The following is a 14,950-nucleotide window of genomic DNA, read 5'->3' on the forward strand; positions in this document are numbered from 1 at the left end:
TTAGGCCCCGCACCTCTTTATAGGTGTAGCAAACTGTTCTTCTTCATGAACTACTACGAATCAATTATCGACACCATTGGCAATACGCCCCTGGTTAAGTTGAATAAAGTTACCCGTGGCATTCGGGGCACGGTCCTGGCGAAGGTTGAATACTTTAACCCGGGCAACTCGGTCAAAGACCGTATCGCCGTCCAGATGATCGAAGACGCTGAGGCTGCGGGTCTCATCAAACCAGGCGGTACCATCATCGAAGGCACCTCCGGCAATACGGGCATGGGCCTGGCGCTGGCCGCTATTGGCAAAGGGTACAAATGCATCTTCACAATGGCCGACAAACAGTCGCAGGAAAAAATAGACATCCTGCGGGCCGTTGGTGCTGAAGTGATCGTTTGTCCAACCAACGTGACGCCCGATGACCCCCGCTCCTACTACTCCGTCGCCCAACGCCTGAGCCGCGACATACCGAACGCACTTTACCCGAACCAGTATGACAACCTGTCGAACACCGCGGCGCACTATGCGACCACCGGCCCCGAGATCTGGCGCGATACTGACGGACGAATTACCCATTTTGCGGCGGGCGTCGGGACCGGAGGCACGATCTGTGGCACCAGCAAATTTTTAAAAGAGCAAAACGGAACGGTCGTTTCAATAGGAATCGACACCTATGGTTCCGTCTTCAAAAAGTATAAAGAAACCGGCGTATTCGACGAAGGGGAGATTTACCCCTACCTGACGGAAGGAATCGGCGAAGATATTTTGCCAAAGAATGTAGACTTCAGTCTGATTGATCACTTCGTAAAGGTAACAGACAAGGATGCTGCGATCATGACCCGGCGACTGGCGCGTGAGGAAGGGCTGTTTGTTGGCTGGTCGTGCGGCTCGGCGGTGCACGGTGCGCTCGAATGGGCAAAAGACCATCTTCAGGCAGAGGATGTACTGGTTATCCTGCTTCCCGACCATGGCACACGCTACCTCGGCAAAATCTACAACGACACCTGGATGAAGGACCACGGCTTTCTGGAATCCCGCCAGTTTGCCACCGCCCGCGACATCGTTAAAAGCAGGAATGGGCACAGCTCGCTCACGACCATCGGTGGCAACGTACCTGTCAGTCAGGCCATTAAGCTCCTGAACCAGCAGAGCATTTCGCAGATGCCCGTTACTGATTTAACCGGCCACATTATCGGTAGCCTCACCGACTCCGCTATCCTGTCCCTTTTGATCGACGACCCATCGGTGAAAGACCAACCCGTAGAAACGGTAATGGATAAACCCTTCAAGTTCGTCGGTTTAGATAATACGCTCGACGTGCTATCTTCACTCATCGACCGTGAAAACCGGGCCCTCCTCGTCCGTGACGACGCCGACAATATCCACGTAATTACCCAGGCTGACCTTCTGGCGGCTGTAACTGCATAAAATTAGTTTACTGTCTTCTGTTTACCGTTGCGTTGCTAATCTGTACTTTGCTAATTAGAAGCGCAACAGTAAACGACAAACAGAAATCCGTAAACTCCCATCGAAGATGAATTTCGGAACCAAAGCCATTCACGCGGGCATACAGCCCGACCCTACGACGGGGGCCATCATGACCCCTATTTACCAAACCTCGACCTACGTGCAGGAATCGCCCGGCGTACACAAAGGCTACGAGTATGCGCGTACCCAGAACCCTACGCGTGACGCCTTGCAGGCAAACCTGGCCGCCCTCGAAAATGGCAAACACGGCATTTGCTACGCCTCCGGTCTCGCCGCCACCGACGCGATCCTGAAGCTGTATAAACCCGGCGACGAAATTATTGCCAGCAGCGATCTATACGGGGGTACGTATCGGATCATGACGAAGGTATTTGAACCACTCGGCTTAACATTCAAGTTCGTCTCGCTCGATAACCCCGCCAACCTGGAAGCGGCCCTGACCGAACGTACCCGGATGGTCTGGATCGAAACACCAACGAATCCATTACTCCGTATCGTTGATATTCAGGCCATTGCGCAACGTACCCGGCAAGATATCCAGTTGGTCGTCGACAACACGTTTGCGTCACCGTATCTGCAAAACCCACTCGACCTGGGGGCCGATATCGTGGTTCATTCTGTAACTAAATACTTAGGTGGCCACTCGGATACCGTAATGGGTGCCATTATTTGCAATGATGACGAAACAGCCGCCCAGCTAAAATTCATTCAAAATGCGTGTGGGGCTGTACCGGGGCCGCAAGATTGCTTTCTTGCCCTTCGTGGCATAAAGACCCTGCATATCCGAATGCAACGCCATTGTGAGAATGCGCAGCGTGTGGCCGAGTATCTGCAACTGCATCCGCGTGTGAGCCAGGTGCATTACCCCGGTTTACCAACTCACCCCGGTCACGAACTGGCGGCCCGTCAAATGCGCGGTTTTGGGGGTATGCTCTCGTTTGAACTTCATGGTGACTCCTATCCAGAGGCCATCAAAGTGATGGAAAGCATTCGACTGTTTTCCCTGGGCGAATCGCTCGGTGGCGTTGAATCGCTCTGCACGCACCCCGCCAGTATGACCCATGCCAGCATACCGAAAGAAGAACGCGCCAGGAATGGCTTAAAAGATACCCTTATCCGCCTGAGCGTCGGCATTGAAGACGTTGAGGATTTGATTGCCGATCTGGACCAGGCACTGGCAGCCTGAAACGTACATTCACATTCAATATACCGAACATACCGGATAAGAAGGGATCGTCTCCTGGCGTCAAAAGCACCACCCGGCACCAATGTCTCGATAGGTATGGTGTCCACCAGACGTGTACCGACGACGGACGCCTGAGCCAGGTACGTTCTTAATGGCCCAGCAGCAGCGAATCGATACGTACCTGGAGGCGGCGGCGATCGGGGGCAATATCCAGGAGGGGCAGGTAGTTTTTGTGCAGCAGGTGCAATAGCGGAACCGGGCAGAGCGACGGGGGCAGTTTCTCGGCCAACGTCAATGCCTCTTCATAGTGCGCAATAGACTGTCGGCGTTGCCCGTCGCGGCGGTAAGCTTCGGCCAGGCGGATGGCCACTTCTACACTCAGGGGCGACGGGGCGGGCAGCGTAGCGGCAAACCGGTGGGTTGCCTGCCAGACGGCCAGCGCCTGCGGGTGCCTGCCCGCACGGTAATACGTCTGTGCTTCACACAGTTGGGCCTGCACCCACAGCCAGTCGGCCCCGGAAATGCCTTTTGCATAAGCTTCTGCGTAGACCTGATGCCCCTGCTGGTAGAGGGTGCGGGCCTCCGTATACTGCTTTCGTCGGAGAAAAAAATGCCCGGCCATCAGGTACAGGCCACCGCCAAGAATGGGATGGGCCACCACCTCCATACTCGTCAGGCATCGCGCCACGGCCAGCCGTACCATCGACTCATCGCCCTGTCCAAGTGCTTCCTGCAACGCCGACAGGGCGACTGGGTACGTTTCCTCCCCCATTAGTTGACCATCACCATCGACCCTTTCACGGTCGTTATGCCCGATGATTCCAGCGTGGCCATGCCGGTGCCTTTCACGGTGGTCATAGCCCCGCTGGCGTTGAGGGTGCCCGTTGCTTTCACGTCAACGGTTGCTCCTTCAAACGACGCCGGCCCCGTCGCTTTTTCGGCGATCTCCCCGCCTTTCACATCTACTTTGATCGACCCGTCGATGTTTATGTTCTTGCCTTTGATGTTGATCGTCATGGCCTCGATATCAATTTGGTTGGTGGCCTCGATCCGTATTTTATCGTTCGACTTCACCGTGATCGTCCCCATGTTACTGTCGACTTTAATGAATACCGTGTTCTGCGGATTCACCTCCATGTGGAATTCATGCACCGTGCTGGTGTCGACGAAGCGCAGAATACTCCCACTCATCACACTGATATGGTGCTCTTTCACGGCGGGCGTGTCCAGGGCTGCGTTCACGTAATGGGGCAGGGCACCCATCACCACCGGCCGGTCGGGGTCGTTCTGTTCGTAAGCAACCAGCACCTGGTCGCCCACATCGGGCACAAACTGGAAACCCCGATTCTTCAGCGGACGCTGCCCCTTGCCAAAGCTGGGCATCACCGTTCTGATCCAGGGCGTGGTGCCGCTATCCATCCATTCGAGGCGCACCTTCACCCGGCCCAGGTTCTTGGGATCTTTGTTGTCCGTCACCTCGCCCAGTTGCGGACCCACCTGTGGGCGGTGCAGTATTTCGGGAGGCATGCGCTTGAAGTCGCCGGAAGTGGCTTCAAATTCGTTGTAATAATCGCCCATCTGGTCGAGTACATGGCGCACCGAGAGCACGTGCAACTCGCCGATCTGATCGCCTGACAAGGTGGCTCCGATCTGAAGCGACGTACCGGGCGAAATGCCGGGAATCACGGTCCGGCCCTGGGTAAACTGGGTCATCGACTTCTGCGACTCAGACCGGTTCAGCGCGAGCGGAGCCACATCCGCCGCCAGGTTTGACTTGCGCAGCCCCGTCTGAAACAGTTCATCCATCGTGGCAAAAAGCACCGGGTTGGCTGGTCCTTCTGCGGTCTGGTTCGTGTGGGTTTCCGAAAAATAATCGATCTGCTTATGGTGGGTCGCCACCGAACGGGTGCCCGTTCGCAGCCAGGTCAGATCAGAGCCGAAGACAAGCTTCACGGCGGGAGACGTACCTGGTGCCTGGGTGAAATTCAGGACCTGACCGTCATAATAGAACCACGCACCGTAATCGTAGGCCAGTCGGCGCAGAAAATTCCAGTACGTCTCCTGATAACGAACACAATACGGAATCGCCGCCGTTGGCCCAACCACCGACACCACCTTTTTGGTCTTCTTGTACCCCGCCAAACAGGTGTTGGCAATGTCGGTCGGCGACTTGTCGACGTACATGCTAATGCCGGGTAGACTATCCAGTTGGTAGGGTTGCCCATAGCCCCGGAAAACAATCTCGCCCCGATACTCATCGTCCCGCTGAAAAAGCCCCTCTTCAGCAATTATTCCTTCAAAGGTCAATTTGGGCATACTGCCTTCACCAGTAATAACAATAGAAATATTCTTACCTAAAAATGGGCCAAACTTAGGCTTTATCGAAAAATGCTCGTTTAGTCGTTCGTGTTCGATAGCCAGTTCAAACGTATGGTACGTGTGAATCGACTGCTCGATGACCAGGTGGCGAACCCCTTCAATACGGGTACCCTCGATGGAGATGGTTGCGGTTTTGCTCATAGCAGAACAAAGTTCAGTTAATTTCTGCTGCCGTTCTACCCCAAATAAACCGCTCAGTATATACTAGCCTACCGTCCAATATATATCAGTAACATGTCGGTAGTCTTACAGGCAAATGGGCCAATTTAGTCTATTATTTCGTACCCCAACCGACGCGTACCCTGTCATCCAGCTTTTCTATGAGCCACGTGTATTACCGCTACCCCATCCGGCTGAATAGCCTGATGACGGGTGCTGACCTGCCCACCTGCGACATTGGGGCGTCGATCGCTCAGTTTCTGAACATGCTGCTCCATTCGCGTTTCAACGAACTACGGAGCGACCCGCAGTTTGGCAATTCCATCTGGGACACGGAGTTCGACCATACCGTGAACCAGTACACCTGGGAGGCCCAGTTGACCCAATCGCTCACCGAGGCCATCCGGCAGCAGGAACCCCGGCTGCGCGACGTAACCGTGCGAGTGGTGATTCAGTCGGCGGCGGGCATCGACGGCCTGCCCGGCAACACCCGGCGGCTGGCCGATGTGTCGGTGTCGGCCACCGTACAAATGACCAACGAACCTTTCCGCTTCACCACCCGTCTGCTGCTGGGCACCCTTTCGGGCCGGTAGCCGATTTCTGCTTTCTGTTATGCCATTCAGTACGTACCGTGATCAGTTTACGAAAGAAGCCATCCGGCAACGGATGCTCCAGCACGTGATGCACCTCTGGGGTGTGCGCAGCCTGAGCCATCTGGACCCCTTCGTTCGGTTGCTGATGGACACGCTTGCCAATGAACTCAACAAAATCAGTAACGAATACCTCGACTCGGAAGTGGGTCTGCTCGATAAGCTGGCGTCGTTACTAACCCCTGATCTACTGACCGTTCCGCGGCCGGCCCATGCCGTCATGCAGGCTCAGCCAGCCGAAGCAGTGGGCTACCTGCTGCCCGACCATCACTTTTATACCTCGAAACGATTTGCGTCCAAGCCCTACGGCGAACTCGACAGTCGGCAGGATCTTTTCTTTAGCCCCGCCGATACGGTCAAACTCATTGACGGCGCTGTACATTACATTGCTGCTGCCGACTGCCTGTTCAAAAACGATCCCGAGGTGGGCAAGATGCTGGTGGCGCGGTCGGGTGCCGGCCGGAAACGGCTTCCTGCGCATACGCTCTGGCTGGGCCTCCGCCTGCATACGGAACTGACCTCGCTCGACCGGCTGACATTTTACCTGAACTGGCCCGATCAGACAGGGCCCGAGCGTACCGAAACCCTGTACGACCTGCTGGCGCTGAGCCACTGGTACATGAACGGGCAACGGATCAAGTCGGTGGCTGGTTTCAATTACGAACCCGCCCCAAATATGGTTACGCCCGGCATGGAGATTCCGGCGGTGGAACTGACAGGTACGTCCAGTTTTGAGAACAGGCGACCCGAGCATCAGCACGACCGGCTCCTGACGCCCTTCGAGGTGGATCAGTTGCTGGAAATGGACGTTAAACGGACCTATCACAGCCGGTTTATCCACCTGAGCCAACCGCTTGACGATTATTCGGACCAGATCAACGCAGCCCGGCAGTTGTACCCCGCCGATTTTGCGAGTTGTTTTCCGCCCGAAGCCCTGATGACCCTCAACGACCCGGAGATCGTGTGGCTGTCGGTGACGCTCCCCGCCCGCTTTGACGAAGACGCGCTGCGGTCGGTGGAGGTGTGCATCAACGCGTTTCCGGTCATGAACCGGAAGCTGAACCGGCTTACATACCGTACCCGAATCGTGCATAATATTCTGCCGCTTCCGGTAATGCAGAACGAAACGTTTCTGGCCGTTCGCTCCCTGATCGACAGCCGGAACCGGGTGTTCACGCCCTTTCCCTTCCGGCAGGTCGACCGGCTACCCACGGGTTGTTACGCGCTGCGCCGGGGTGGCGTTGAACGGTTCGACGCCCGCGACGCCCGTGAGCACCTGCATTACCTGCTGGAAGTGCTGCGCGATGAATCCGTGGCCTTCACGGCCTATGGGCAGGATGCGGTACTCCTGCATGCCCGCGACCTCAACGAACGGCTCGCCCAACTGGAGATGCTGCTTTTTCAACAGGAAGGCGTTGCCAGAGAACTACCTCACTACCTGCTGGTTAAGCCACAGGAAGAAGGCGACACGCTGGAAGTGAGTTACTGGACAATCGACGGCGAACCGGCCAATAATATTCCCGGCGGCACGGCCCTGCTGCCCCATAACATGACCGACCTGCTGGTGGATCATTGCCGACTTCTTACGCCTACCCTCGGCGGACGGAGCCAGTTGAAAGCCGCTAACCAGCTCGATGCGTACCGATACGCCCTGATGAGCCGCGACCGGATTGTGACGATGGAGGATATTCGCTCGTTTATCAAAGCGGAACTGGCCGACCTGCTGGCCGATGTGACTATTCGCAAGGGCGTGGCGGTTGGCACCCAGCCCAAAGAAGGGTTGCTCCGTACCATTGATCTCTACCTGACGCCGGCGGCCAACTGCCAGCTATCCCAGAGCGACTGGCATACTCTGAATGCCAGCCTGAAAGCCAAGCTCATCAGCCGGTCGGGGCAGGTAAACCAGTACCGCTTTTTCCTGACCGAACCCACCGCTGCCTCATGAACGTACGTTTATTTATGCTGGCTGGCTGGCTGGGGAGTGCAACGCCGGCAGTGGCTCAATTTTCGACCGATACCTGCTGTCGGCACGTACCTGCGCTCAATGCGGCCATTTTACCACCCTTCCGTGGCTACTGGGAACTGGGCCTGCACGCGGGCATCACCAGTCAGTATCAGCGCACCATATACCGCAACAAATTCTTCGGTGCCCCTGGCCCCTGGCTGTCTTTCTCGGCCGATTATTTTCTAAAACGGAAGTTCGGGCTGGGCATCGAAGCCGGGTATTTCGGCTTCAGCCTGCAACGCCAGAACGAACAGTATATCAAGGAAGCACTGGCACTGCTCAAACTCCCTTTCGACCAGGCGGGTCTGCTGGAACCGGCCAATCTTCATTCATTTCACCTGGTTGCCGGGCCATCTGTTCGGTTGCCGCTGGGCAGGCGTGTCACGGGAGCAGCGACCCTGCGGGGCGGTCTTTTTTTCAACGATGCCCCCATTACCGGTGCCTACGACATCACCAACGAGCGGCTCCTGTTCCGGTTCTCGCCCGCAGCAGATCGGTTTCGCCCCGGCCTGACAGCGTCGGTAGCCCTGGAGCGGACAATGGGCCAATCGTTTCGACTCGGATTGCGGGGCGTTGGGTTTCTCAGTCAGCTATCGTATAACGTAGATGGGCCGGATGGGTCGTTCTTTGTTTTTTCCCGCGCCCTTGTTGGCTATTCAGTCCAGTTGAGTGCCTCGCTGGCCATCCGGGGTCGACGGGCGGCGGGCACACCGGCCATACTACCCACCTGTTATCCACCCATTCTACCCAATCAGGTATTAACGTATGACGTTGATAAACAGCCCAATCCGAGTTTTGTGTGGTATAGTGGCGCACCCGTTTATTCAACTGACGAATCATTCACCCTCCGGCTTTATTCCCTGCCCGGCAACAAACTGGTTGACGAACGGACAACCGACGGTCGGGCTCTTCCCTGGTTACCAACCCTGAAAGTGCCCGATTCAACCGCTCAGTTCTACTACACCATCCAGGCTTCGCGACGCGACCAGACCGGGCAATCCTGCATCAGCCCGGCTGTAACCGGCTCCATGCGTTTTTATAAGCGGGAAGCCGTTCGGGTCGATGTGGTTCGGGAAACCAGTCCGCTCACCGTTGATATTTACGAGATACGGCTGGTGAAAGCCAGTGTCGCTGCCCCCAAAGCAGCCATTTCCGGGTCAGGTGCCCGGCGGAGTACAGTGGTCAAACGGGGTAAACGAGTGGCGGTAAAGAAAGGCAACGTACCTGCAAAGCCTGCGTCGGCGTCGGCCGTACTGGCACCCGTACCCCCAACGGTGGATGTGCTGATTTTCAGAGAGATCACCCGTCGTAATGATGTGATCTGGCCAGGTGGTATTCCCTACCCTGAAAAGCCAACGCTCTACCTGTATGTACTGCGCAACGAAGCGGGTGCGGTTCAGGGGAAATACACGCTGCTGGTTACACCGGGAATGCCGGGTACGGTAAGCGTACTATCCGACGCCGAACGGGCCCAATGGCTGCGTAAGGCAGTAGCCACACCCGCGAAGCCCCTCACCCCCTGACCAGCCACACGATGTCACAGATAACTATTGAATCCGAGGTAATCGATATGGTCAGGCGTAGGGCTGGCGGGGCGTTCGGTCAGCACCACCCGCGACACCTCATTGGCCGCCGGCAGAAAATACGCCAGCAATTCGTCGATGAGTTGCATGGTGTCGGTATGCGGCAGAAAATCAGCCACCCGGTTGTCGGGAACGGGGCCGATGATGAGGCGAATGCCATTTCGGCCATCATCGAACGAGTTGCCCATGATGGCGTCGATACCCAGCCGACAACCATCCAGCGACGACCGGTCGTCGGTGACGGCGGGGCGGTTCAGGTGGCGGCCACTTTCGAGGCGCATGGGCACAACAAACAGCATACCCAACAGGCGGCTAACCCAGTTCAGGTTGCTCCTCAGTTGGTGAATCAGGGGCAGCAACTGGACAAACAATCCCCGATGCAGGGGATCGAGGCGGGTCAGAATCGGCCAGCCAACGGCAAACTGGTCAATCAGGGTATCGGCATTTTCGAGCCGGTCGTTTTGCTGGTCGCGCAGGGCACGGAGCACGCGCAGGTAGTTGAGTTCGGTATCGAAGGGCAGGAAAAACTGACGGGCCTCCCGCTCAATTTCGTGCGTCCGCTGCACCGAATCCAGGATACTGTCGACGTCGAAGGCATCACGCGTCGGGCCAGCCTCGCCCGCTCCGGGTGCGTGAAAGAGGTAAGGAGGCAACTGGTCGTAGATTCCCTCACGCGGGGTATCGAGTCGCCAGTACGGGGCTGTGGAGCCATCGATCAGCCAGGATGTCAGCGGGTTATGATCTTTCGAATAAGCCCGCGCGTCCGGTCCGGTCGGGTTCAGGATCAGCTTATCGAGCGGCAGCATACGACTCAGCAGATCGGCGGCCACCAGGTCGGCCCGAAGGTCGAGGTCAAGCTGGTCGAGCACATACTCGGGTTGCTGCGTCTGCGCAGAAGCGGGTGGAGTCATAGTCAGAGGAAAAGCCAGTCGGTTACCGAACTAAAAATACAGTCAATAACCCCAATCCAACGCCAGGTAGTGCCTGCCGACGGGATTTATTCGCTAAACGGTCTATGAGTGCATTGAACAACAGGGCCATCACGAAGGCCTACTGGCATTTTCTCTGGCGGTTTATGCTGCTGATTGGCGTGGTACTGGTGAGCGTTTACGGCTTTCTACGGTCCCTTTCGCAACAGATCAACCAGCTAAGTGCCGACAAAGCCCGCTACGACGAGGTGCTGTATGTGCAGCGGCAACTGGCCGAACAAACCGACTCGCTGTATAAACACATGCGGCTGCTGAACACAAACCTGATTCGCTACGACCGCCCCATGCAACGGCTGATCAGCCAGCAAAAAGAGTCGATCGGGCAATTGATCACCGACCATCCCGGCAACGAGAAAGCCTTTGCCGTGTACCAGAAACTCAACGGATACGTGAATCAGATGCTCTTACTGAAAGACTCGATCCGCAGCGTTGAAACCAACGTTTTCGAGATCCGCCGCGAGTTATCGAATTGCGAACAGCGAGAACGATTATCGCGATGAGGGTAACGTCATTTGTGGTCATTGATTGCAAAAACGACGTAATGACCACTTAATGACAGCGAAGCGTAATGACCACCAAATGACTTTTCACCAGTTATGCTTACCATTTTTGGATTTCGGGTTAATGAACGGCAATTCCTGTTTGCGTACCTGCTGGCAGGTACGTTGATTCTGGGCGGCCTGGCGGGCTGGGTGCTGTACCGTTCCTATGATTTCCCGACGACGAATGCCGTTTACCTGGCCGACCGGATTCGGCGGCAACAGGCCATTCTGCAACAGCAGGAACGGTATCTGCCCCTCCTCGATTCGGCCCATCACACCATTGCCACCTACCGGCCCGCCATGACCGCCCTGTTTGTGGAGGCCGATATCGACAATCAGATCGACGACATCCGGCGCATCTACAGCCAGAACCCCGATGTGGCGTCGTACCGGGCGTTTGCCCAGGCGGCCGATTTTTACCGGATGATGTATGACGATAAACGGGTGCTCTGGACCAAACAGGACAACATTGTGCTTTTCAGTAAGCAACTTGAAGAATGCGAAGTTGGCTTCCAGCCCGTAGCGGCTGGCGCTGCTTCGGCCCCCGCCGCCCCAACCGCTACCCTGACACCCCGTTTTCCGGCCCGATGACCGGCCCAGTAACCACTCATGCTCGAACGTAAATGGATATTGACAGGCGCCACCTTTGTGGTAACAGCCCTACTGCTGGGGCTGTTGTACTGGCATAACCGGGGGCCAGTGGTTCGGGCAGGCGTTACGCCGCTGGGCGTGATGGTGAATCAGCCGATCTACTTTGCCGACAGCACGTCAGGGGCCACAGAATGGCGCTGGGAGTTTGGCCAGGGGTCCGACAATCGGGCGCAGCGGGGTCAGTTTTTTTATACCCAGCCCGGTCTCTACCAGATTCGGCTGACGGTGGACGGAAAACAACAGCAAACGTTTACCGTAAAAGTGCGCCCCGCCCCCACCCGGCGCGACTCGCTGGTGCGGTTGCTTGGGCCAACGGTGGCCTACCAGGACGAAAAGCTCAGTTTCACCACGTTTGGTGCCAGCCCCAACAAGTTTGCCTGGAAGTTTGGCGAAACCGGCCTGGTCGACTCCCGCGAACCCACGGCGCTGTACAGCTATGTGGAACCAGGTACGTATACCGTCACGCTCACCACCGACATTACGCAGCGGCCCCTCACCCAGAAGGTGCGGGTGATGCCGCGCTACAGCCGGTTTACGGTGCCCGTGGATACCACCGCCGAAGACATTCGCTGGCGATTGCAGCGGATCGCCAACGGGCAGCAGGTGAATTCGCAGTACAGCTACCTCGTTAGCCATTACCTCTGCGGCAACCCTGATTTTCCGGTGGTCGCCAATGGCCAGCCCCCGCGCGACTTCTATTCATACTGCATGGCACTCCAGTTCGAGGGGCGTAACCTGATCGACGCCGTTGCGCTGGAGGGTGGGCTGAATGGAAGCTGCCTGACCAAAATGACCATTACTCAACATAAAAAATAACGCCACGGCCTGTATGCGCCTTTTTTGCCTGATACTCCTTTTACTCATTACTGGCTTCACCGGTCAGGCACAGGGGGTATTGCCGCCGTTTGCCAGCCTGAAACGTCCGCCTGTTCCCACCGCGTCGAAGAAAGGACCGCAAACTCAATCGCTGCAAAGCCGGGGTAAGGCGGCACTGGCCGGACCTCCGCAACTCGGAACCGGCCCCTGGATTGTCTTTGCCGACCGAAACAACGTACCTACCTACCACTACCCCCGGCCCACTACCCGGTTTAAACAGATCAATTTTCGCGACGCATTTTACGTGCTGAAAGAGAAAGACGGCTACCTGAATTTGATCAAATACGATGCAGCCTTAAAGGTAGGTACGTGGTACGCTCCCCGGCTGCTCAAAGATCGCAAGTCGGCCGTTGCCTACGGATGGGCCCCGAAATCTTCCTTTCTGACCACTACCAAGGCCCAGACAGCCCCCGACAGTGACCAGCCATCGTTATACTGCGCGGCCCTCACCAGCGGTCGACTGCTGGCTAAACCGGTGCCTTTTCTCGTTCACGACACGCTTCGTTTATACACCGAGCCAGGCGGGCAGCAGTCCGCTGGCCGGGGCTTGCGGTTATATGACATTGCTTACATATACAAGTTATCGGAAAGCGGGAAAGAAGCGCTGATTGGCCGCTCGCCCTGGTTTCCCACCGACAGTATTTCCAAGCACCTGATGGGCTGGGCACCTACCGAAGCGCTTCAGCCACTGGGGCATGGGCTGTTCTGGGAAAGCGACAGTTTACTGCCCAACGCACCTGCCTATCCGTTCTTCAGCACCGCCGAAGCGGCCTGGCAAAACCGCCCCGATTCGGCGCAGGGCGGCCCTAACCGCAGCAATCTTCGGTATGAGGCGGTGGCCTGGCAGCAGACGGGCGTTCGGTTTCCGGTGTTGCAAGCCTGTAGTGTAAAAGGGCAGCAGACGGTTTGGCAACTGGGTACGTTGCTGCCACTTTTCCAGACCGACAGTTCGGTGCTGAACGTAAACGGCCAACGGCTTACCCACCGGCAATACCAGAACTGGCGCGACCGGTCGCGCAGCGAAAACATCGTGTATGTGGTTGAAGGCACCCGCGCCATGCTGCCCTACTGGGGCGATCTGGTAAACACCGTTCAGGCCTCGGCCACCCTTCTGGCCGACTCGACCAATGTGCGGCAGGGCAGCGTGGGCATCGTGATCTATCGCCCCGGCGAAGCTAGTTCGGGCACGCGCACCGGGTACGTTAACAGCTTTCCCATCGGACGCGATATTGCCCGGGCGGCCGACTTTCTGAACCGCGCCAAACCAAGCAACGTACCCAGCTATGACGGCTATGCGCAGCCAATCCGGGCGGGGCTGGAGCGGGCACTGGCGATGCTGGCGACTCATCCGGGCGAAACCAATACGGTGATCATGGTTGGCATCAACGGCGATACGCGCGATATTTCCCAACTGAGCGATATCCGAAGCGGGATGCAGGCATCAGAGGCGCGTTTCCTCTCGTTCCAGGTAGAAGCCCCCGCCGACACCCTGGCCAACAGTTATGTGTTACAGGCCGAACAACTGGTGTATCAGTCGGCTATCGAAGCCAGTCAGCCCAAGCGCGAACGGCTGGTTAGCCCGGCACTGGTGGTTCCAGCTCCCGCCTATGATCTCACTTACGGCGTCTCGAATATCTACCGGCTCGCTTTTCCAAACGCCAGCATGTCGCCGGGTTGGGTACTCTTCCCACGCAAACGGCAGCAGCTACCGTTTAGCCTGTTACATGCCGTGACCGACAGTTTATTGCGCCAGATGCGGTTCGACGCCCAACGTGTGGATGGGGCACTGAGCGATGTATTTCGTAGTCAGTCCATTTATCGTAGCCGGATCAATCCGGTGGTCAATCGAACCCTGAAAGCCCGGCTGGAGCCCACGCTGGCGAGTGTCGATCCAGCGCTGTTTGCCAATCGGGCCTACCCGTTTATGGGGCAGACCTACGTACGCACAGCCGATTCGTTGCCAGCGGCGTTCCGACCAATTCGTTTATTATCACTGGCAGATATGGACCGGATCAGCTTGTGGATCAACCATTTAGCAGCCGACGAACTGGACCCGCTGGCCAATACAGACCGGCTCAAGCTCATTCGCAGGTATGACGAACTGGCCAGGCAACAGGGACAGTCGCAGCACGATACCGCTACGGTTGCCGATCTGATGGCGACACTAACGGGCCTGCCCTGCCGCCATGCGTTGCTGACCAGCCTGCCGATCCGGGCGCTCGCTGATCCTGATCTGGTGAGTCCGGGGGTATGGCTCCGGCTGTTGTACCTCATTCGCGAACGCCGCGATTACCTGGCCCGACTGCCTACCTTCCCCAATAGCCGGTTCACGTCCAATGGACACACGTACTACTGGCTTAGCAGCGATCTGTTCAAATAACTGATTAGCAGTAGCTTAATTGAAGACTGACGTAACAAACAGCGTGTTCCCACGAAGCCCAGCCCTTT

Annotated in this window: 12 protein-coding genes; 9 read left to right on the forward strand and 3 right to left on the reverse strand. The window is 56.9% G+C overall.

Features of this window, described 5'->3' with window-relative positions; genetic code table 11:
- Positions 1–45: 45 nt before the first annotated feature.
- Together ACFE8Q_RS11770 and ACFE8Q_RS11775 are read left to right on the forward strand one after the other, a co-directional pair.
- On the forward strand, positions 46–1,422 hold the full coding sequence (locus ACFE8Q_RS11770; protein WP_375445589.1) for a cystathionine beta-synthase: 1,377 nt from the start codon (positions 46–48) through the stop codon (positions 1,420–1,422).
- A 106-nt stretch (positions 1,423–1,528) separates the two neighbouring features.
- Positions 1,529–2,668 carry a cystathionine gamma-synthase gene (locus ACFE8Q_RS11775; protein WP_375445590.1) on the forward strand — a complete coding sequence of 380 codons (1,140 nt, stop codon included), beginning with the start codon at positions 1,529–1,531 and terminating at the stop codon, positions 2,666–2,668.
- A 148-nt stretch (positions 2,669–2,816) separates the two neighbouring features.
- Here the strand turns inward: ACFE8Q_RS11775 and ACFE8Q_RS11780 are convergent, their stop codons facing one another.
- Complete coding sequence (locus ACFE8Q_RS11780; protein WP_375445591.1) at positions 2,817–3,440, reverse strand: tetratricopeptide repeat protein; 624 nt, start codon at positions 3,438–3,440, stop codon at positions 2,817–2,819.
- Entirely contained in the window at positions 3,440–5,188 is a 1,749-nt protein-coding gene (locus ACFE8Q_RS11785; RefSeq protein WP_375445592.1) for a type VI secretion system Vgr family protein, read from the reverse strand. Before ACFE8Q_RS11785 ends, ACFE8Q_RS11780 begins: the two co-directional genes overlap by 1 nt.
- Before the next feature lie 179 nt (positions 5,189–5,367).
- On the opposite strand from ACFE8Q_RS11785, the gene ACFE8Q_RS11790 reads away from it, so the two are divergent.
- From ACFE8Q_RS11790 to ACFE8Q_RS11800, 3 genes are read left to right on the forward strand one after another with little or no spacing between them, the layout of a single operon-like run.
- Complete coding sequence (locus ACFE8Q_RS11790) at positions 5,368–5,799, forward strand: GPW/gp25 family protein (protein WP_375445593.1); 432 nt, start codon at positions 5,368–5,370, stop codon at positions 5,797–5,799.
- A 19-nt stretch (positions 5,800–5,818) separates the two neighbouring features.
- Positions 5,819–7,801, forward strand: a complete 1,983-nt coding sequence (locus ACFE8Q_RS11795; protein ID WP_375445594.1) for a hypothetical protein — start codon at positions 5,819–5,821, stop codon at positions 7,799–7,801.
- On the forward strand, positions 7,798–9,384 hold the full coding sequence (locus ACFE8Q_RS11800) for a hypothetical protein (protein WP_375445595.1): 1,587 nt from the start codon (positions 7,798–7,800) through the stop codon (positions 9,382–9,384). Before ACFE8Q_RS11795 ends, ACFE8Q_RS11800 begins: the two co-directional genes overlap by 4 nt.
- Positions 9,385–9,398: 14 nt before the next feature.
- Here ACFE8Q_RS11800 and ACFE8Q_RS11805 read toward each other — a convergent pair whose 3' ends face one another.
- Positions 9,399–10,355 carry a type VI secretion system baseplate subunit TssG gene (locus tag ACFE8Q_RS11805; protein ID WP_375445596.1) on the reverse strand — a complete coding sequence of 319 codons (957 nt, stop codon included), beginning with the start codon at positions 10,353–10,355 and terminating at the stop codon, positions 9,399–9,401.
- 104 nt (positions 10,356–10,459) lie between these two features.
- On the opposite strand from ACFE8Q_RS11805, the gene tssO (ACFE8Q_RS11810) reads away from it, so the two are divergent.
- The 4 genes from tssO (ACFE8Q_RS11810) to tssR all read left to right on the forward strand — a co-directional run bounded on the left by tssO (ACFE8Q_RS11810) (position 10,460) and on the right by tssR (position 14,882).
- On the forward strand, positions 10,460–10,933 hold the full coding sequence (tssO, locus tag ACFE8Q_RS11810; RefSeq protein WP_375445597.1) for a type VI secretion system TssO: 474 nt from the start codon (positions 10,460–10,462) through the stop codon (positions 10,931–10,933).
- Between the two features lie 96 nt (positions 10,934–11,029).
- Positions 11,030–11,566, forward strand: a complete 537-nt coding sequence (gene tssO, locus ACFE8Q_RS11815; protein WP_375445598.1) for a type VI secretion system TssO — start codon at positions 11,030–11,032, stop codon at positions 11,564–11,566.
- Between the two features lie 18 nt (positions 11,567–11,584).
- A complete protein-coding gene (locus tag ACFE8Q_RS11820; protein WP_375445599.1) occupies positions 11,585–12,442 on the forward strand; it encodes a PKD domain-containing protein in 858 nt (285 codons plus the stop codon).
- Between the two features lie 13 nt (positions 12,443–12,455).
- Positions 12,456–14,882: a type VI secretion system protein TssR domain-containing protein gene (gene tssR, locus ACFE8Q_RS11825; RefSeq protein ID WP_375445600.1), complete on the forward strand. Its 2,427-nt coding sequence runs from the start codon at positions 12,456–12,458 to the stop codon at positions 14,880–14,882.
- Positions 14,883–14,950 lie beyond the last annotated feature (68 nt).

Source organism: uncultured Fibrella sp. (assembly GCF_964250085.1).
Classification (GTDB): Bacteria; Bacteroidota; Bacteroidia; order Cytophagales; family Spirosomataceae; genus Fibrella.

Coding starts and splice junctions, on each gene's coding strand:
- ACFE8Q_RS11785 (WP_375445592.1), bottom strand. CDS start 5,188: ATGAGCAAAACCGCAACCATCTCCATCGAGGGTACCCGTATTGAAGGG.
- ACFE8Q_RS11775 (WP_375445590.1), top strand. CDS start 1,529: ATGAATTTCGGAACCAAAGCCATTCACGCGGGCATACAGCCCGACCCT.
- ACFE8Q_RS11800 (WP_375445595.1), top strand. CDS start 7,798: ATGAACGTACGTTTATTTATGCTGGCTGGCTGGCTGGGGAGTGCAACG.
- ACFE8Q_RS11790 (WP_375445593.1), top strand. CDS start 5,368: ATGAGCCACGTGTATTACCGCTACCCCATCCGGCTGAATAGCCTGATG.
- ACFE8Q_RS11820 (WP_375445599.1), top strand. CDS start 11,585: ATGCTCGAACGTAAATGGATATTGACAGGCGCCACCTTTGTGGTAACA.
- tssO (WP_375445598.1), top strand. CDS start 11,030: ATGCTTACCATTTTTGGATTTCGGGTTAATGAACGGCAATTCCTGTTT.
- tssR (WP_375445600.1), top strand. CDS start 12,456: ATGCGCCTTTTTTGCCTGATACTCCTTTTACTCATTACTGGCTTCACC.
- ACFE8Q_RS11805 (WP_375445596.1), bottom strand. CDS start 10,355: ATGACTCCACCCGCTTCTGCGCAGACGCAGCAACCCGAGTATGTGCTC.
- ACFE8Q_RS11795 (WP_375445594.1), top strand. CDS start 5,819: ATGCCATTCAGTACGTACCGTGATCAGTTTACGAAAGAAGCCATCCGG.
- ACFE8Q_RS11770 (WP_375445589.1), top strand. CDS start 46: ATGAACTACTACGAATCAATTATCGACACCATTGGCAATACGCCCCTG.
- tssO (WP_375445597.1), top strand. CDS start 10,460: ATGAGTGCATTGAACAACAGGGCCATCACGAAGGCCTACTGGCATTTT.
- ACFE8Q_RS11780 (WP_375445591.1), bottom strand. CDS start 3,440: ATGGGGGAGGAAACGTACCCAGTCGCCCTGTCGGCGTTGCAGGAAGCA.